The 18,077-nt window shown below is 69.8% G+C and carries 17 protein-coding genes; 3 read left to right on the forward strand and 14 right to left on the reverse strand.

What is annotated here, in order from left to right; all coding sequences use genetic code 11:
* The first annotated feature begins 17 nt into the window (after positions 1-17).
* Together OG884_RS15005 and OG884_RS15010 are read left to right on the forward strand one after the other, a co-directional pair.
* Positions 18-1,199 (forward strand): NADH-quinone oxidoreductase subunit D, encoded by a 1,182-nt coding sequence (locus tag OG884_RS15005; RefSeq protein WP_326645961.1) that lies wholly within the window; start codon positions 18-20, stop codon positions 1,197-1,199.
* Between the two features lie 17 nt (positions 1,200-1,216).
* Complete coding sequence (locus tag OG884_RS15010; protein WP_326645962.1) at positions 1,217-2,449, forward strand: acyltransferase family protein; 1,233 nt, start codon at positions 1,217-1,219, stop codon at positions 2,447-2,449.
* A gap of 145 nt (positions 2,450-2,594) precedes the next feature.
* Here the strand turns inward: OG884_RS15010 and OG884_RS15015 are convergent, their stop codons facing one another.
* From OG884_RS15015 to dacB, 11 genes are all read right to left on the reverse strand, one after another.
* The gene (locus OG884_RS15015; protein WP_326645963.1) at positions 2,595-3,047 is read right to left on the reverse strand and encodes a DUF3180 domain-containing protein; all 453 of its coding nucleotides are present in this window, start codon (positions 3,045-3,047) and stop codon (positions 2,595-2,597) included.
* Entirely contained in the window at positions 3,044-3,541 is a 498-nt protein-coding gene (folK, locus tag OG884_RS15020; protein ID WP_326645964.1) for a 2-amino-4-hydroxy-6-hydroxymethyldihydropteridine diphosphokinase, read from the reverse strand. Before folK ends, OG884_RS15015 begins: the two co-directional genes overlap by 4 nt.
* A complete protein-coding gene (folB, locus tag OG884_RS15025) occupies positions 3,538-3,900 on the reverse strand; it encodes a dihydroneopterin aldolase (RefSeq protein ID WP_326646929.1) in 363 nt (120 codons plus the stop codon). Before folB ends, folK begins: the two co-directional genes overlap by 4 nt.
* Before the next feature lie 188 nt (positions 3,901-4,088).
* Positions 4,089-4,529, reverse strand: a complete 441-nt coding sequence (locus OG884_RS15030; RefSeq protein ID WP_326645965.1) for a nuclear transport factor 2 family protein — start codon at positions 4,527-4,529, stop codon at positions 4,089-4,091.
* Positions 4,526-5,377, reverse strand: a complete 852-nt coding sequence (gene folP / locus OG884_RS15035) for a dihydropteroate synthase (RefSeq protein ID WP_326645966.1) — start codon at positions 5,375-5,377, stop codon at positions 4,526-4,528. Before folP ends, OG884_RS15030 begins: the two co-directional genes overlap by 4 nt.
* Positions 5,378-5,679: 302 nt before the next feature.
* The gene (folE, locus tag OG884_RS15040; protein WP_326645967.1) at positions 5,680-6,261 is read right to left on the reverse strand and encodes a GTP cyclohydrolase I FolE; all 582 of its coding nucleotides are present in this window, start codon (positions 6,259-6,261) and stop codon (positions 5,680-5,682) included.
* 2 nt (positions 6,262-6,263) lie between these two features.
* Positions 6,264-8,273 (reverse strand): ATP-dependent zinc metalloprotease FtsH, encoded by a 2,010-nt coding sequence (gene ftsH, locus OG884_RS15045; protein ID WP_326645968.1) that lies wholly within the window; start codon positions 8,271-8,273, stop codon positions 6,264-6,266.
* 279 nt (positions 8,274-8,552) lie between these two features.
* Entirely contained in the window at positions 8,553-9,110 is a 558-nt protein-coding gene (hpt, locus tag OG884_RS15050; RefSeq protein ID WP_326645969.1) for a hypoxanthine phosphoribosyltransferase, read from the reverse strand.
* A 12-nt stretch (positions 9,111-9,122) separates the two neighbouring features.
* Positions 9,123-10,136 carry a tRNA lysidine(34) synthetase TilS gene (gene tilS, locus OG884_RS15055; RefSeq protein WP_326645970.1) on the reverse strand — a complete coding sequence of 338 codons (1,014 nt, stop codon included), beginning with the start codon at positions 10,134-10,136 and terminating at the stop codon, positions 9,123-9,125.
* A gap of 178 nt (positions 10,137-10,314) precedes the next feature.
* The gene (locus OG884_RS15060; protein ID WP_326646931.1) at positions 10,315-11,409 is read right to left on the reverse strand and encodes a zinc-dependent metalloprotease; all 1,095 of its coding nucleotides are present in this window, start codon (positions 11,407-11,409) and stop codon (positions 10,315-10,317) included.
* 51 nt (positions 11,410-11,460) lie between these two features.
* Entirely contained in the window at positions 11,461-12,843 is a 1,383-nt protein-coding gene (gene dacB / locus OG884_RS15065; protein WP_326645971.1) for a D-alanyl-D-alanine carboxypeptidase/D-alanyl-D-alanine endopeptidase, read from the reverse strand.
* A gap of 104 nt (positions 12,844-12,947) precedes the next feature.
* Here dacB and OG884_RS15070 point away from each other — a divergent pair, with 104 nt between their 5' ends.
* Positions 12,948-13,445 carry an inorganic diphosphatase gene (locus tag OG884_RS15070; RefSeq protein ID WP_326645972.1) on the forward strand — a complete coding sequence of 166 codons (498 nt, stop codon included), beginning with the start codon at positions 12,948-12,950 and terminating at the stop codon, positions 13,443-13,445.
* Between the two features lie 190 nt (positions 13,446-13,635).
* Here the strand turns inward: OG884_RS15070 and OG884_RS15075 are convergent, their stop codons facing one another.
* The 3 genes from OG884_RS15075 to OG884_RS15085 form a co-directional block, all read right to left on the reverse strand.
* The gene (locus OG884_RS15075; protein ID WP_326645973.1) at positions 13,636-14,925 is read right to left on the reverse strand and encodes a C40 family peptidase; all 1,290 of its coding nucleotides are present in this window, start codon (positions 14,923-14,925) and stop codon (positions 13,636-13,638) included.
* 218 nt (positions 14,926-15,143) lie between these two features.
* Positions 15,144-17,015, reverse strand: coding sequence for an RNA polymerase sigma factor (locus OG884_RS15080; RefSeq protein WP_326645974.1), 1,872 nt, complete (start codon positions 17,013-17,015; stop codon positions 15,144-15,146).
* Between the two features lie 184 nt (positions 17,016-17,199).
* On the reverse strand, positions 17,200-18,018 hold the full coding sequence (locus OG884_RS15085) for a hypothetical protein (protein WP_326645975.1): 819 nt from the start codon (positions 18,016-18,018) through the stop codon (positions 17,200-17,202).
* Positions 18,019-18,077: the final 59 nt, after the last annotated feature.

Below are 18,077 nucleotides of genomic sequence, written 5' to 3' on the forward strand. Positions count from 1 at the left end.
CGTGACAGCATAGGCGTATGAATGAGCCTCGCCGTGAGCTGAACGTGGGGATGGGAGCAGGAGCCGCCGCCGTGCGGGAAGCGCACGGCAAGGAGCTCGCGACCGAGGACATGATCCTCAACATCGGGCCGCAGCACCCGTCCACGCACGGCGTGCTGCGGCTACGGCTCACCCTGGACGGGGAGCGGATCAGCTCGGCCGAGCCGATCGTGGGCTACATGCACCGGGGCGCGGAGAAGCTGTTCGAGGTACGCGACTACCGGCAGATCATCGTGCTGGCCAACCGGCACGACTGGCTGTCGGCGTTCGCCAGCGAGCTGGGCGTCGTCCTCGCGGTGGAGCGGATGCTCGGCATGGAGGTGCCGGTCAGGGCGGTCTGGACGCGGACCCTGATGGCCGAGCTCAACCGGGTGCTCAGCCACCTGATGTTCCTTGGCTCCTACCCGCTGGAACTCGGCGCGATCACCCCGGTGTTCTACGCGTTCCGGGAGCGCGAGACCCTCCAGGCCGTGATGGAGGAGATCGCCGGCGGGCGGATGCACTACATGTTCAACCGGGTCGGCGGCCTCAAGGAGGAACTGCCCGAGGGGTGGCTGGGCCGGGTCACGACGGCCGTGGCCGACGTGCGGCGACGGCTGCCCGACATCGAGAATCTGATCGCCGGAAACGAGATCTTCCTCGCCCGTACCCGCGGGGTGGGCGTGCTGGACCGCGAGACGATCATGCAGTACGGCGTGAGCGGCCCGATCGCCCGCGCCTCCGGCGTCGACCTCGACCTGCGCAGGGACGAGCCCTATCTCGCCTACGGCGAGCTGCCGGTGAAGGTCGTCACCCGCTCCGCCGGAGACTGTCACGCCAGGTTCGAGGTGCTGCTGGAGCAGGTGAAGGTCTCCCTGGACCTGGCGGACGCCTGCGTGCGGCGGCTGCACGAGCTGCCCCAGGGGCCGATCAACCAGCGCCTGCCCAAGGTGTTGAAGGTCCCCGAGGGCCACACCTACGCCTGGACGGAGAGCCCGCTCGGCCTCAACGGCTACTACCTGGTCTCGCGCGGGGAGAAGACGCCGTGGCGGTTGAAGCTCCGCTCGGCCTCCTTCAACAACATCCAGGTGCTGCGCGAGATGCTCCCCGGCAACCTGGTCTCCGACATGGTCGCCATCCTGGGCTCGATGTTCTTCGTCGTCGGCGACATCGACAAGTGAGGCACGGTTAGGACCTCATGATCGAACCCAGGCGAGGCAAGAAGAAGGCGGCTCCTCCGACGACACCCGCATCCCCCGTCGATCCCGTCGACCCCGTCGACCCCGAGACCTTCGCGGCCTCGAAACCCCCCACCGGCTCCGTGCCTCCCGGTGCCCCTCCGGCCGACGGCAGGCCGGAACGGAACCGGTACGTCGACTGGTTGCGCGCGTTCAGCCTGCTCGTCGTGGTGGTCTGGCACTGGGCTTTCACGATCCTCCAGTGGGGGCCGGACGGCCCCTCACCGACGAGCCCGCTGGGCTTCACCTCAGGGCTGTGGATCCTGACATGGCTGCTCCAGGTGTTGCCGCTCTTCTTCTATGTGGGCGGGTACGTCCACCTACTGTCCTGGGAGCGTGCCTACGGACGCGGGGTGGGCATCGGCACCTTCGTGTGGCGGCGCATCCGTGGTCTCGCGATCCCGACGCTGGCGCTGGCCGGCACCTGGATCGTGCTGGGCGCGGCCGTGACGTGGGCGTTCGGGATCAGGTGGATGGACCGGGTGGTCCTGCTCGTCATCAGCCCGCTCTGGTTCATCGGCGTCTACCTCATGCTGGTCGCCCTGCTCCCGGTCGCGCTCTGGCTGCACCGGCACTACGACGTGCTGATCCTGATCTGGCTGGCGGGGGCGGCGCTCGTCGTCGACGTGCTGCGACTGCGCTACGGGTACGAGGCCGTGGGCTGGCTCAACATGATCATCGTCTGGGGGCTGGCCCACCAGGCCGGGTTCTTCTACGCCCGGGTGGTGGCGCTTCCCCGCCGCTTCGACGTCGCCATCCTGTGGACCGGGCTTTTCGCACTCTTCGGCCTGGTCTACTCGGGCATCTACCCGGGCTCGATGGTGGGCGTGCCGGGTGACAAGCTGTCCAACATGGCGCCGCCCACCTTTGTCATCGTGGCGTTGCTGATCTTCCAGATCGGCCTGGTGGAGGCGCTGAGGCCGTCCATGGAACGCCTGCTCGATCGCCCCAGGTGGCAGCGTGTGAACGAGACGGTCAACCGGTTCGCGCTTCCGCTCTTCCTGTTCCACACGACCGGCATGGCCATCTGGGTGGCACTGACCTGGTGGCTGGCGGGCAGCGGGCCGGGCAGCCGGGTCCGGCCCGACCTGCTCTGGTGGCTGGAACGACCCCTGACCGTCGCCGGGGCGCTGGTGTGCACCCTCCCGGTCATCATGCTCTTCGGCCGGAAGTGGAGTGCGAGAGGACGCTGACGCACCCCCTGAACGACCATCGCCACGGAGAACCGGGCACACGCGCGGCGCGGTACACCCCGACGCGGCCGGAACTCTCGGCGGTCGTCGTCCCCGGAGTCCTTGGGCACACGCGGCGCGGTACACCCCGACGCGGCCGGAACTCTCAGCGGTCGTCGTCCCCGGAGTCCTTGGGCACCTTGCAGCAGTACTCCAGGTACAGGGCCGAGCAGACCAGCAGCACGCACACCAGCAGCGACCCTCCGGTGATGAAGAAGTCCTGGCGGGGGACCCTCTGGTCAAGCAGTTCGGCGGTGTAGAGGGTGAATCCGGCGAAGAGGCCCGCGAAGGCCGCCCCGGCGTACGCGGAGGCCTTGGCCAGGGCCGCCAGCCGCGCCACGGCCAGGGGTTCGACGGGCTTGGTGTCGGGCCTGCGCTCGATCCTGGCCTTCGTCATCCACCCGCTGTAGGCCTCGCCGATCGCCAGCACCAGCACCGTCGGGATCGCCGTCCACGGCATGGTCGGCAGGGACACGTAGAGCGGCTTGAGCAGTGCCCAGGTGAGGATCGTGACCACGATGAAGAGCCCGACGAGGACGCCGGGACGGCTGGGCCTCACCCGGGCCCCTGGAGGAGCGACTCGGGACGGGGCCGTACACGGTCCTGGTCGAGACCGGCCAGCAGATCGGCCACCCGACGCCCGGACAGGACGGCGTCCGGATCGGCCCGCACCCACGGGACCAGCACGAACGCCCGCTCGTGCGCCCTGGGATGCGGCAGGGTCAGGTCTGGGTCGTCCATGACGACATCTCCCACGGTGATCAGATCGACGTCCAGGGTGCGCGCTCCCCAGTGCTCCACCCGGACCCGGCCGAAGGCGTTCTCCACACCTTGAGCACGATCGAGGAGCGCCCGGGGTTCCAGCGTGCTCTCGGCGATCACCACCGCGTTGAGATAGGCGCCCTGCTCCGGGCCGCCGACCGGGTCGGTCTCGTAGACCGGCGACACCGCGACGAGCGTGAGCCCCGGCTTGGCGAAGAGGGCGTCGAGCCCGCCCCGCAGGGTGCCGAAGCGGTCACCCAGGTTGCTGCCGAGTGCCAGGACCGCCCTCATGCCCTGCTCCGGGTGATCGTCACGATCACGTCGTCGAACGGCATCGGGATCGGCGCGGCGGGCTTGTGCACGCTCACCTCCGCCGACCGGACGAGCTCGCGGGCCAGGCAGACATCGGCCAGGCGCTGGGCCAGGGTCTCGATCAGGTCGACCGGCTCGCCCGCCACGACCCTCGCCAGATCCTCGGCGAGCTCGCCGTAGTGGACCGTCTTGCCGAGGTCGTCACCGGCCGCCGCGGGCGCCGTGTCGAGGAAGAGCGTGACGTCGACGACGAACTCCTGGCCGAGCTCCCGCTCCGCCGCCAGCACGCCGTGCCGCCCGCGCACCCGCAGCCCCTTCAGGCTGATCCGGTCCGCCACCTGGCCCGACGGCAGGCCGTACGCCGCCGCACCGGCCGGATCCGCCGGCCGATCCTGGAGCGAATCGCCGATCAGGTCGGCGACGCCGTCGTGGATCCGCAGCGGCTCCTGGCCGTGGGATCCGTCACCGGCCCGCCCCTCGGCCACCCGGGAACCGTTCCCGTCGGGCCATTCGCCGGTGCGCTCGCTCACGCCACCTCCTCTTCCTCTTCGTCGTCGTCACCCTGCAGCACGGGCGAGCCGTGATGCAGCCAGAGCCGCCACCCCGCGGACGTGCGCACGAAGGTGTTGCTCGCCACCACCTTGCCCGCGGCGAAGCTGGAATCACCCTCGTCTCCCGCGGTGAGGATGTTCTCCTCACAGGTGAGGATGGCGACGTCGCCCAGGACCATGACGCGGACGTCGGTCAGCACGAACTGGATGTAGGGCGTGTTGGCCATGATGAGCGCCCATGAGCGCAGCACCTCCTGCCGCCCGTTCACGATCGGCCACCCGGGGTGCACGCAGCTCACCTGCTCGCCCTCGATGTCCTCGGCCCAGATCTCGGTCATCTTGTCGAGGTCGGCGTCCTCGATGGCGGTGTAGAACGCCTGGTTGACCGTCTCGACGGCGGTGGTGTCGACGCTCATGGTCTCGCTCTCTGAACTGCGGCAGCCACACGGACGGCGTCCGCGTTCGGGCGGACATCGTGCACGCGCACGCACCAGGCCCCCGCCTGCGCGGCCAGGGCGGTAACGGCGAGCGTGGCATCGTCACTACGGCTGAAAGGACGTGGCGTGCCGTCCGGGGCGGCCAGCAGGCGGCCCAGGAAACGTTTCCGCGAGGCCCCGACGAGCAGCGGATAGCCCAGCTCTGCGAGCCTGTCGAGGCCCGCGATCAGAGCCCAGTTGTGGTCGGGGTTCTTGGAGAACCCCAGCCCGGGATCGAGCACGATCTGTTCCTTCGCCACCCCTTCTGCCAGCACGGAGGCGACCCGCCCGGTGAGCTCGTCACAGACCTCGCTCACCACGTCGCCGTACACGGCCCGATCCGCCATGGCGTGACTGTGCCCCCGCCAGTGCATCACCACGTACGGCACACCGGAGGCGGCCACGACCCGGGGCATCGCCGGGTCGGCCAGCCCCCCGCTGACGTCGTTGACCAGCTTCGCCCCGGCCTCCACCGCCACCTGGGCGACCTCGGCCCGCATGGTGTCGACGCTGACGGCGACCCCCGCGCGGCTCAGCTCCCTGATGACCGGCTCGACCCTGGCCATCTCCTCCTCAAGCGGCACCCTCGCGGCGCCCGGCCTGGTGGACTCGCCCCCCACATCGATGATGTCGGCCCCCTGCTCGACCAACTCCAGGCCGTGACGCACGGCCTCCGCGGGGTCGAACCATCGGCCGCCGTCGGAGAAGGAGTCAGGAGTCACGTTGACCACGCCCATCACGAGACACCGGCCCGCGTCCGGCAGTCCGGGCACACTCCACGTAGTCATGCGGACAAGCCTAGGCGTTGCGTACCGTCCGCCCGTCTCGCGGGTCCGGCTTGTGCCACCACGAATCCGTACACCCGTCACGGAGCGGACGGCCTTCGGTCGGGGTGTCCGGCCTGCATGCGTCCTCCTCCGGGGGGACCCTGGGGCGTGTCCGCCGCGATCCGAAGATCACAGAGCACCCGGCCCTGCCGGGTATGGCGATATTAGCCGGATCAAGGTCAGCTTGGGGGATTTCTCCGGGCGACAGCGCGAAACCCCGTCCGGGCCAGGTCCGGACGGGGTTTCGTTGATGCTCTGCGAGATCAGCGGATGATCAGGGCCATCGCCTCGGCGCGGGTCCTGTCACTGCTACGGAAGTCCCCGCGCACGGCCGAGGTGATCGTCTTGGCGCCGGGCTTGCGGACACCCCGCATGGTCATGCAGAGGTGCTCGCACTCGATCACGACGATGACCCCGCGCGGCTCCAGCACGTCCATGAGCGCGTCGGCGATCTGGGAGGTCATCCGCTCCTGCACCTGGGGACGTCTGGCGTAGACGTCGACCAGGCGGGCGAGCTTGGACAGGCCGGTGACCTGCCCCTTCTCATTTGGGATGTAGCCGACGTGGGCGACGCCGTGGAACGGCACGAGGTGGTGCTCGCAGGTCGAGTAGACCTCGATGTCGCGGACGAGCACCATCTCGTCGTGGTCGACGTCGAAGACCGTGGTCAGGACGTCCTCGGGGGTCTGCCCCAGTCCGGCGAACTGCTCCGCGTAGGCGCGGGCGACGCGGGCCGGGGTGTCCCGGAGACCGTCGCGGTCGGGATCCTCGCCGATGGCGATGAGGATCTCACGGACCGCACTCTCCAGCCGGACCGTGTCGAGCTGAAGCGGCTTGACACCCACGCTCAGTTCCCATCCCTCTGCACGGAGTCAGGCCGGCCCGATCCGTTCGGGAGAATGCCGTTACCCTCGGTAACCTGCTCACCGGGAGGGAGCGAGCCGTTGCCCGACTGCTCCTTGCGGGACAGGATCGGCGGGCGACTGGAGGGCAGCCGCTTGCCGTAGCCGGAGTAGGAGGGCCTCTTCTCCTTGACGACGACCGGGGCGAAGATCCGCAGGACCTGCTCGCGGGAGAGGGTCTCCTTCTCCATCAGCTCCAGCACCAGGTTGTCGAGCACGTCGCGGTACTCGACGAGGATCTCCCATGCCTGGTCGTGGCCCGACTCGATGAGGCGGCGGACCTCCTCGTCGATCGTGGAGGCGATCTTCTCGGAGTAGTCACGCTCGTGGCCCATCTCACGTCCGAGGAAGACCTCGCCGTTGCCGCTGCCGAACTTACGGGCGCCGAGCTGCTCGCTCATGCCGTACTCGGTGACCATGCGGCGGGCGATGGAGGTGGCCTTCTCGATGTCGTTGGAGGCGCCGGTGGTGGGCTCGTGGAAGACGAGCTCCTCGGCCGTGCGGCCACCGAGCAGCATCGCGAGCTGGTCCAGCATCTCCGAGCGGGTCGCGAGGAACTTGTCCTCCATCGGCAGCGTCATCGTGTAGCCGAGGGCGCGTCCGCGGGACAGGATCGTGATCTTGTGGACCGGGTCGGAGTTGGGCAGCGCGTGCGCGACCAGGGCGTGACCACCCTCGTGGTACGCGATGATCTTCTTTTCCTGGTCCGACATGACGCGGGACTTGCGCTCGGGGCCGGCCATCACACGGTCGATGGACTCCTCAAGGAGCTCCATCGTGATCAGCTTCTCGTCGGCCCGCGCGGTGAGCAGCGCGGCCTCGTTGATCACGTTGGCCAGGTCGGCACCGGTGAAACCGGGTGTCCTGCGGGCGATGATGTCGAGGTCGACGCCCTCGGCGAACGGCTTGCCGCGACCGTGCACCTTGAGGATGCCCTTGCGGCCCTCCAGGTCGGGGCGGTCGACGGTGACCTGGCGGTCGAAACGACCGGGGCGCAGCAGCGCCGGGTCGAGGATGTCCGGCCGGTTGGTCGCGGCGATCAGGATCACGCCGCCCTTGACGTCGAAGCCGTCCATCTCGACGAGGAGCTGGTTCAGCGTCTGCTCACGCTCGTCGTGACCGCCACCGAGACCGGCGCCGCGGTGGCGGCCCACCGCGTCGATCTCGTCGATGAAGATGATCGCCGGGGCGTTCGCCTTGGCCTGCTCGAACAGGTCGCGGACTCGCGAGGCGCCGACGCCGACGAACATCTCCACGAAGTCGGAGCCGGAGATGGAGTAGAACGGCACCCCGGCCTCACCGGCGACGGCCCTGGCGAGCAGGGTCTTACCGGTTCCCGGCGGGCCGTAGAGCAGCACACCCTTGGGGATCTTGGCACCGATCGCCTGGAACTTGGCCGGGGCCTGCAGGAACTCCTTGATCTCCTGGAGTTCCTCAATGGCCTCGTCGGCACCCGCGACGTCGGCGAAGGTGGTCTTCGGAGTGTCCTTGGTGATGAGTTTGGCCTTCGACTTGCCGAAGTTCATCACCCGGGAGCCGCCGCCCTGCATCTGATTCATGATGAACAGGAAGATCAGCACGATGATGACGATCGGCAGGAAGCTCACCAGGAGGCTGAGGAGGAAGTTCTCCTTGGGCACGTCGACGGTGTAGCCCTTGGCCAGCTTCTTCGCCTCGACGGCGGTCTGGAGCTGGTCGGCGAGCTGAACGCCCTGGCCTGTCACCCACGAGGAGTAGTAGCGCTTGCCGTCGGTCAGCGTGACCTCGATGCGCTGTTCCTTGTCGATGATCTTCGCGTTGGAGACCTTGCCCTCGTCGATCCAGCTGATGACCTGAGAGGTGTCTCTCTTCTCGAAGTTGCCGTCGCCGCCCCACATGGTGGTGACGAGAAGCAGCAGAACGACGATGCCCAGGATCCACAGCAGTGGCCCACGTGTAAATCGCTTGAGATCCATCCGATGCGGAACCCCGGCGGGCCCGTCCCTTCCTGACCAGAACCTGGCAACCCCGGGCGGACCCGGGGTTCGCGGTATCCCTAACCGCTCCAACTGACTGTCCGAAAGTGGCGGAGGCCACCTCTTCGGTCGTCCGAAGGTACACCGGCGTGGCGTGCGGGGTCACCGCGCGGACAGCACCGGCTTTCCCTACCAACGTACGTCAGGTAGGTCCGTGTTCCCCGCCGCTATGGGCAATGTCGCGTTTGTGAATGACACTCTTCGCGCAGGGCGTACTTTTCAGCCCGCTCCATACACGTGCGGGGCGAGAGTTCCGATGAAGGGGAGGTTTCGGTAGCGCTCGGCGTAATCGAGGCCGTAACCGATGACGAACTCGTTGGGAATGTCGAAGCCGATGTACTTGACGTCGATCGGCACCTTGACCGCCTCCGGCTTACGCAGCGCGGCGCAGATCTCCACCGAGGCGGGGTTGCGCGACTTCAGGTTGTGCACCAGCCACGACAGGGTCAGGCCCGAGTCGATGATGTCCTCGACGACCAGCACGTGGCGCCCGGCGATGTCGGTGTCGAGATCCTTGAGCACGCGCACGACGCCCGACGACCTGGTGCCCGCTCCGTAGGACGACACGGCCATCCAGTCCATCTGCACCGGTACGTGCAGGGCCCTCGCCAGGTCCGCCATCACCATGACCGCGCCCTTGAGCACGCCCACGATCAGCAGGTCCTTGCCCGCGTAGTCCTCGTCTATCCGGCCCGCGAGCTCCTTGATCTTGGCCTGGAGCTCTTCCTCGGGGATGAGGACCTTCGAGAGGTCTTTGCCCATGTCGGCTGCGTCCACCTGGGATTTTCCTTACGAAACGGGGCTGACTGACTGTCTGGCGAGTATCAGGGTGTCATACCGTCGGATCGCCCCCACCCCCCCGGGCACCTCTATCCGCCGCTGTCCCCGCCATGCCGTGACCAAACGGTCCATCTGGAGGACGTGCGAGGCCGCGAGAGTGCCAGGTGGCGCCCCCGCGTCGATCGCCGCTCTCCGCAGCACCCTGCGACGTACGGCGGCAGGAAGGCCCTCCAGGTCCCGGACGGCCATCGTCACCGCGCCGATATCGCTAAGAGCGCAATCTCGTACCGCGATGCGGGCGTAGGCCTCCGCGGCCCAGGCGTCGAGCGCGTCGGCGTCGTCACGGCAGAGGTCCGCGGTCCTGGCGAGCGCCTCGGCGACACCGGGGCCCAGCTCGTCCTCCAGGGCGGGGAGCAGCCGCTCGCGAACCCGGACCCGGGTGTAGCGAGTGTCGAGGTTGTGCGGGTCGTCCCACGGGGTGAGTCCGAGCGCCGCGCAGGCGGCCAGCGTCGTCGCGCGACCGAGCCCCAGCAGCGGCCGCCGGTAGATCCCGGTCCGCGCGGGCATCCCGGCCAGCGACCGGGGGCCGCTCCCCCTGGCCAGCCCGAGCAGCACGGTCTCCGCCTGGTCGTCCCTGGTGTGCCCGAGCAGCACGGCCGCCGCCCCGAGGCGCTCGGCCGCCTGTGACAGAGCCGCGTACCTGGCCGCTCTGGCCGCCGCCTCAGGGCCTCCCGAGACGCCGACGGAGACGGCGAGCGCCTCGGCCGGATCGAGCCCCAGAGCTGAAGCCAGCCGCACGACGTCGGCCGCACGCTCCCCGGAACCCGCCTGCAGGCCGTGGTCGACGGTCAGCAGGCCGGCCCGAAGCCCGGCCCTGGGCGCGGTGAAACCCAGCGCCGCGGCCAGGGCCAGGGAGTCGGCGCCGCCGCTGCACGCGGCCAGCACCAGCTCGCCCGGTTCCAGGTCGCTCAGCACGTGCCGTACGGCACGGCGGACATCGGCGACGGCGGGATGCGGACCCATGCCCGCCATTGTCCGGCCTCGGACGGGGCCACGGCACCGTGACCGCCGTGACGGCATGCGCCGTGAAGGTCGGCTGCCCGCCGTCGTACGGCCTCGGACAGGGCCACGGCACCGTGACCCCAGGAGGAGAAGGCCCCCGCGTGTTGTCGCGGGGGCCGGACGCCTCAGCCGGTCGCGATCAGCCGGCGGTTCCGCCGACCTTGGGGATGGCCGGGGCGTCGATCACCCTGGCGATCCAGCGCTCGGGCTTGGAGATCTCACCCTGGGTGGGAAGGGTATCGGGCGAGGTCCAGACCTTGTTGAAACCGTCGATGCCCACCTGGCCGACGACCGTGCGGACGAAGGCCGACCCCTCGGCGTACTGCTTCATCTTGAGGTCGAGGCCGAGCAGTCTGCGGATGGTGCGGTCGAAGCGGGAACCACCCTCACGGCGATGGTGGAACTTGGCCCGGATGTCGGCGACCGAGGGGACCACCGAGGGGCCGACCGCGTCCATGACGTAGTCGCCGTGCCCCTCGACCAGGGTCATCACCGCGGTGAGCCGGTCGAGGATCACCCTCTGCTCGGGCGTCTGGATCGCGTCGATCAGATTGCCCTCGCCGCCCCTGACGACGTCCGTGAACGTGCCGGCGGCCGAGCGAAGCCGCTCCAGCAGGGTGGGCAGATCGATGTCGGAGGCCAGCAGGAAGTCCGTCGTCTGCGTCCTGACGTACTCGCGCAGCCAGTGGACGCCGGTGAACTGCACCCGGTGGGTCTCCTCGTGCAGGCAGACCCAGAGGCGGAAGTCACCCGGGTTGACGTTGAGCTCGTGCTCGGCGTGGACGATGTTGGGCGCCACCAGGGTGAGGCGTCCCGTGGCCGCCTGGCCGGTCGGATCCGGCGGCAGGAACAGCTCGTACTGCCCAAGGACGCGAGAGGCGAGGAAGGCCAGCACCGCACCCACCTCGACACCGGTGATGCGCGAGCCCACCGCGCCCACGATCGCCGGCGTCTGGATCCCGCGGGCGGCCATCCGCTCGGTGAGCGGCTCCAGCACCACCCGGAACCCATCGACGTTGGCCTTGATCCAGCCGGGCCTGTCGACGACGGTCGCGGGCTGCGGCGCGGTCTCGGTGTCGATTCGGGTGAACTCTCGGACGTGCCCTTCGGCCTCGCGCGAGAGCCGCCGCAAATCAGCGACGGCCTGCCGGGCCTCCTCTCGGCTCACTTGCGGCCCGGGGCGCACCAGGCGCGTTCCGGTCGCTACGGCAAGATCCCAGTCGATCACCTGCATACCGTCCACCGTACGTGCTCCCTTCCCGGGCCGCGCACCCGGAACCCATGATCAACTAGCGGCCACCACCGCGGCGAGCCTGTCGAGGGCCGCCTCCGCCTTGCCCCAGCCGGGTGGGACTTCGTCCGCCATGAAGGCGAAGGTCAGCAGGCGCCCGCCACGCGTGGTGGCCATACCCGCCAGCGTGTTGACCCCGTCCAGGGTGCCCGTCTTTGCGCGGACGAGCCCGTGGGCGGAGCGGATCTTGTCGAACCTGTGCCCGAGGGTGCCGCTGAAGCCGGCGACCGGCATGCCGCTGGCGATCGGGTTCAGGCCGGGGTTGGCCGGGGAGGCCGCCACCGCGACCAGGTGGGCCAGGGCCTGGGGGGTGATGCGGTTTCTGGGTGACAACCCACTGCCGTCGAAGACCAGCACGCCCTTCTCCGCGCCGAGCCTGGCCAGCACCTTGCCGACGGCCGCGGCGCCGCCGTCGAAGGAGGCGGGCTCACCCTCCTTGATCGCCACGTGCCTGGCCAGCGCCTCGGAGAGGTCGTTGTCGCTGAGCGTGAGTGCCCGCTCGGCCAGGGCGTAGACCGGCGCGGATTCGACCCGGGCGATCTCCTTGGCACCGGCCGGCGCCTTGGACCGCTTGGCGGACTTGGAAACCGTGACGCCGTACTTCGACAGCAGCGACACGAACGCGGCGTGCGCCGCACGGGAGGGGTCGGAGGCTCTCTGGCCGCCGCGGGAGATCCTGCCCTCGTCGACCATGAGCGCCGTGACGGGGGCGACGCTGCCCTCGGGTACGTAGCCGGGCTTCCACGACACCGCGGTGCGCGGCCCCATATAGAGGGAGTCGTCGTAGGCCACCGTCACCTTGGACGTCCCCGCCGCCGCCAGCGCCCTGGCGGTGCGCGAGGCGAGGGTGGCGAGAGATGCGGGCTTGGGATAGACCTGGCTCGCCGCCGTCCTCGGACTCGCCAGGGTGGGGTCACCGCCGCCGACGAGGATGATCGAGCCTGGCGCGGAGCCCCGCACCACCCGGGTGCTGAGCCTGGCGTCGGGCCCCAGCGAGGCCAGCGACGCGACAGCGGTGACGACCTTGGTGGTGGAGGCGGGGGTGATGCCCTTGGTCCCGTGGCTGCCGAACAGCACGGCGCCCGTCTCGGCGTCGATGACCGTGGCCCCGACATTTCCCCCCAAGGCGGGGTCACCCAACGCTTCGGTTAACCGCCCTGCCAAAGTACCCTTGGCGGGGAGAGGTCCGTTCCCCCCAGCGGCCAGCACCGGACCCGCGGTGATGACCGGGACGGGGGGCGGCGCCGCTGACATGGCACGCTCGGCGGATTCACCTTTGACCAGCACATCACTGGTGAGCAGGTGTGCCCCGGCCGCGACGACGAAAATCTGCAGCAGGAAGAGAGTGACCAAGGCCACCCACTGCTCACGCCGCATGATCTCGTCGACCTTTCATCATCGTATCCATCAGGCATAAAGCGCCTACGAGACATTAACGCCCAGCCGGGGGTGCCCGGGGGGCCTTGAGTGGAGGAACCGCGGTGGAGTTCGACGTTCTCGTTGAGATTCCCAAAGGGCAACGGAACAAGTACGAGGTGGACCACGAGTCAGGCCGCATCAGGCTCGACCGGATGCTCTTCACCTCCACGCAGTACCCCGCCGACTACGGCTTCATCGAAAACACCCTCGGCGAGGACGGTGACCCGCTCGACGCCCTGGTGCTGCTCCAGGAGCCGACCTTCCCCGGCTGCCTGATCAAGTGCCGGGCGGTCGGCATGTTCCGCATGACCGACGAGAAGGGCGGCGACGACAAGGTCTTGTGCGTCCCCGCCACCGACCCCCGGATGGAGCACATCCGCGACATCCATCACGTGCCGGAGTTCGACCGCCTGGAGATCCAGCACTTCTTCGAGGTCTACAAGGAGCTGGAGCCCGGCAAGTCGGTCGAGGGCGCCAACTGGGTCGGCAGGGTGGAGGCCGAGGAGGAGATCGTCCGTTCCATCAAGCGCGCCCAGGACGAGGACCCCGGCAAGCACTGAGCCGTCACGGGTGACGGCTCAGTGCTTGCCGGGCCGTCACCACCGGACAGGCCGGTCTTCCGCCCGTCACACGGGATGGCTCAACACCCTTGAGCCACCACGCGGGACGGGTCGGTCCTTTCACGCCGTCACACGGGATGGCTCAACACCCTTGAGCCACCACGCGGGACGGGTCGGTCCTTTCACGCCGTCACGTGGGACGGGTCGCGCCGATGAGGTCGCTGCGCCACATCGGCGCGACCCGGACCACGTCCCCCGTCTGCGGGGCGTGCACCATCAGCCCCCGGCCGACGTAGATCCCCACATGGTGGATGTCGCCGGGATTCCCCGTGGCCTGGCCGTAGAAGAGCAGGTCGCCCCGGCGGAGCTCGCTGAGCCGCACGTGCGGGCCCGAGGTCCACTGGGTGCCGGTCCAGTGGTCCATGACGATCCCGACCCTCTCCCAGGCCCGCATGGTCAGCCCCGAGCAGTCGTAGGCGGCCGGCCCGTCTGCCGCCCACACGTACGGCTTGTCGAGCTGGGTGAGCGCCCAGTCGGCGGCGATGTCGCCCCTGGCCGACTCGGCGGTCATGTTGAGCGCCCAGCGCGACGCGGGCTCCCCTGAGGCCACCCCCATCCGGGCCGCCTCGCGGCGCATCGCGGCCGCCTGGAACCGGGCCCGCTCGGCGTTCTCCCTGGCGATCCTGGCCTGCTCCAGAGCCACCTCGCGCTCCCTGGCGAGCTTCTCGGCCGTGCTCCGTGCCTCGTCGGCCAGCTTCTCCAGCCGCGCCTGCTCCTCCTCGATCCGCCGAGTCTCGTCGACCTGCCTGGCGACGGCCTCCTCCGCGGCCTGCTTCGCCTCCTCGGCCTCCGCCTGTGCCTCCCGCTGCTTGGCGTACGCGTCATCCGCCTGCGCCTGGAGGATGGCGAGCACCTCCTGGGACTCCCGCAGCTGCTTGAGCGTCTCCGCCTGCCCCCCGCCCATATGGGCCAGAATGCTGGCCCTGCGCAGGTAGCCGTCGTCCGCGGGTCCCCCGTTGCCGGTCATCATGGCCATCATGGGCTGGGCGATGTCCAGCCCGCCGTAGCTCCGGACCGTGATCGCGGCCACCGCCTCACGCGCCTTGCCGACCTGGAAGCCGGCGATCTTCGCCCGCTCGGCCGCCTGCCCGGAGAACTCCTTGGCGCGAGCCGTCCTGACCAGCTCACCGTTGTACGCCTCGACGAGCCTCTCCGCGTCGGCGACGAGCTCCTCCAGCCTGGCCCGTGCCTCGGCGACCAGGACCGTGGTCGCGCCGAGCCTCTCACCACGCTCGCGGGCCATGGCCCTCGCCTCGGCGACCTCCTCGGCCGACGGGCCCGACACGCCGCCAGGCGCGGCGTCGTCGGCCGGCCCCGACCGGCCGGGCACGGCGCCGGCGGGGAGCCCCTGACCGGCGATCAGGCAGCAGGCCAGGCCCGCCACCGCGGCGGCATGACGGCGCCGTCTGACTGAATGCATGCGTCTCCCCCCGGAGTCCCCCGTGAAACACCGCTTGCCGCGGTCTCACCGCAGAACGCGGCGCGTCGCCGCCTGCCAGGCGGCCTATCTCAACATTCCCATTCGTCACTCTACGCACACATGACACTCACGCCACGTAGTCATCGCCCGCCACAATACCGCCGCTCGCGAAGGGCTCGGCCCCTACCGTCGACGGGATACCGAAAGCGTCTCGGCGCTCAGGCGGCCGGCGTCCCGTCACCGCCTGGAGGCCGCCGCTCGGCGAGGGGCGCGACCGGCCCTTCGGAGGAGGCGGACGGCCCGGAGAACGCGGGAGAGCCGGGCGTTGGGGGTGGGGCGGTGTTCGATCCGGTGAAAGCCGGTCGGGAAGTGTCCGGGGACCACCCCTGACCGGGCCTCGGATGGCTGGGCATCAGATGGCTGAGGTTTCTCCGCGGCCCGGGGTACGGAGGCCTCAGGTCTCCCCGCGACGGCCTGGAACCGGTGGACGGAATCCGCGGGTCGGCAAGCGACGGCCGAGGATTCGCCCGCGGGGGGCTCGGGTCGCCTTGCGGGGGCCGGGGGTTCGCTCGGGGTGGCCTGTGCTCTTCTCTCGGAGGCCTCTGACTCCCCCGCCAGGGCGTCGGGATCGCCTGCGGAGTGCCCGGGTCCGCCGATCGGTGTGTGCCACGGCAGGGGCGGAAGGACCGCTGTCCGTGGTGGTCGCGGTGCGGAGGGTGCCGGTCCGGCGCGCCGGCCCCCGGCAGCACCGGCAGGGGCGGACTCTCCGCGGGAACAGCCGGCCTGCCGGCCGGTCCACGCCCCGAAGGTCCGTTGCCCGGCGGTAGGGGCGGGGTCTCCGCCGGGTGACCGGTCGGGCCCGGCACCGGCATCCGCCGGTCGATCACGGAGCCGGGTCCGGTGACGCTGACCGGCTCCGTCGACCCGAGCGAACCGATCCGCCCGACGGGCTCCGGCGTCGGCGGCAGGTCCCCCCGTCGAGGCTCCCCCGACCGACCGAGTTCCCCCAACCGACCAGGCTCCCCCGACCGACCAGGCTCCTCCAGCCGACCAGGCTCCTCCAGCCGACCAGGCTCCTCTGATCTCCGGTGCTCATCCGGCCTCTGGGCGACCGGGGGCTCCGCCGCCGTCGAGAACACCTCCGAGGCGACACCGGGACCCGCCCCTTCGGGGACGAGCGTGGTCTGGGTGAGGAACAGAACGAGCGCCGCCGCCGCGGCGACCGCGGCCGCCGTACCGGCCGCCGTACCGGCCGTCGCGTAGGGCCGGCGCCGACCTCCGCGAGCCGTACCGGCGGGGAACCCGGCACTGTCGAGAGGGCCGGCCCGGTGGGCGACTTCATGCCGGTAGGGGATCCGCTCGGGGTCGGTGAAGCAGCCCATCACCCGCGCGCGCAGCGTCGGCGGCAGCGTGGCCTCCGGGAGCAGGTCGAAGACCTTGGCCGCGGAGACCTGCCTGACCCGGTGCGGAGCGCAGGTGTCGCACCGGGTCACGTGGCGGATCATCCGCTCGCGCGTCTGTGCGGTGAGCTCGCCGGTGAAGCCGGCCAGCATGCGGGCTCGGCTCGCGCAGTCGTGGGGCCCCTTGCGGACGAGGACCTCCACGGTGACGACGTCGCGCAGGTGCTCTCTCGCCGATTCGTACAGCGCGCCCGCGACCTTGGTGGTGACGCCCAGGACCGCGGCGAGGTCGACGGGCCCGAACCCGTGTCGGCAGCTCAGGTCGAGGACCTCCCGGTCCTCGGGCGACAGGCTCCGGGTGGCGTTCCACGCCATCACCCGCAGGTCCACCTCGCCGGTGACCACCGGGACGGCGACCTGCGGGTCGAACTCCCCGGCGAGACGGCGCCGTACGCACTCCCCCCGAGCGAGTGCGTACAGCCACGCCTCCAGCCGACGGGAGTCGGCGAGCGCGTGAACATGGGCCTCGGCGGCGGCGAAGGTGTCAAGGAGCGCCAGTTCCGCGCCCGCCGGGACGCCGAGCATTGAATGGCAGTATCGGTAGACGCTTTCCGCGTACGAGTCGTAGAGGCCGGAAAGAGCCGCAGGTTCCCTCGCGCGCAGCGCTTCGACCAGGACACCGTCAGTCATGTGACCGAAGGTAAGCGCTTGGCGACCATAAGTTCCAGCCTTTTCTCCATGGTGACAGCAACTGTCTCCACAGAGTCAATCAATCCTGTAAACAGCCCCTCGCGATCCGTAATCATAAATGCTAAAGAATGGCTATTTAGTCGAATTAATTGCGCTTACCGGTATGTCGGGGAAAGGGTCCCGATCACGGGCGGACGACGCTCGCGAGCGGGGCCTGCCTGCCCCGGTCCTTGGCGAACGGGGGCATCCTCGGCTTGACCGTGTGCAGAGGCAGGGCGCCACCGAGGGCGAGCTGCTCGAAGGGGCGGCTGCTCGACCCCCAGGTGCGCGCGGTCACCTCGGCGGAGGCGATGTCACGGGTGTTCTGGACGCTCTTGATCTGCAGGATGAACCGGCGGTTCTCGCCCGCCTGGATGTTGTCCACAAACGTGCTCCCACCGCCGAGCAGCTTGCCCCGCTTGTCGCGCAGGAGCGCGGTGACGGCCAGGCTCCGGGTCGGCATCACGTACGGGGTGCCGACGTAGCCGGTGACGAGATAGTTGCCGTCGGCGGTGCGGTCGGTCAGCACACCGCGGACCGGGAAGGGCTGGAAGGCCGAGACGATCCGGCCGGCCAGGTGCCAGCGTGCCGGGCGGTACGCGATGCTCACGTTGGCGGGCTTGTCCTGGGTCACCACCTGCCCCGTGAAGGGCAGGGTTCCGGCGGGAGGCACCGCGTCCAGCGGCTGTTCCAGCCGGACCAGCTCCCGGCCCTCGGCGTTCTTGGCCACCACGGTGGCCATGATGTGCTCGCCGAAGTGCCACGGGTTGGTGTTGGCCAGCACTCCTGCCCAGTTCACCACATACCCATCGTCACCCTTGATGATGGACGATGCCTGTTCCCTGACCGCGATCGGCTGGAGAGCGGCGGCCCGCTTCTTCTCCACCTCATCCTCGGTGCATCCGGCACTTCCGATGAGGAGAAGGAGGGCGAGGGCGCCGACGATTCGAGTGCTGTGCGTCACCTAGCCGTGATAACCGGTGGCGCTCCCCCTCCCACTCCGACGCGCCGGGAACGACCCGA

The organism is Streptosporangium sp. NBC_01755 (assembly GCF_035917995.1).
GTDB lineage: Bacteria > Actinomycetota > Actinomycetes > Streptosporangiales > Streptosporangiaceae > Streptosporangium.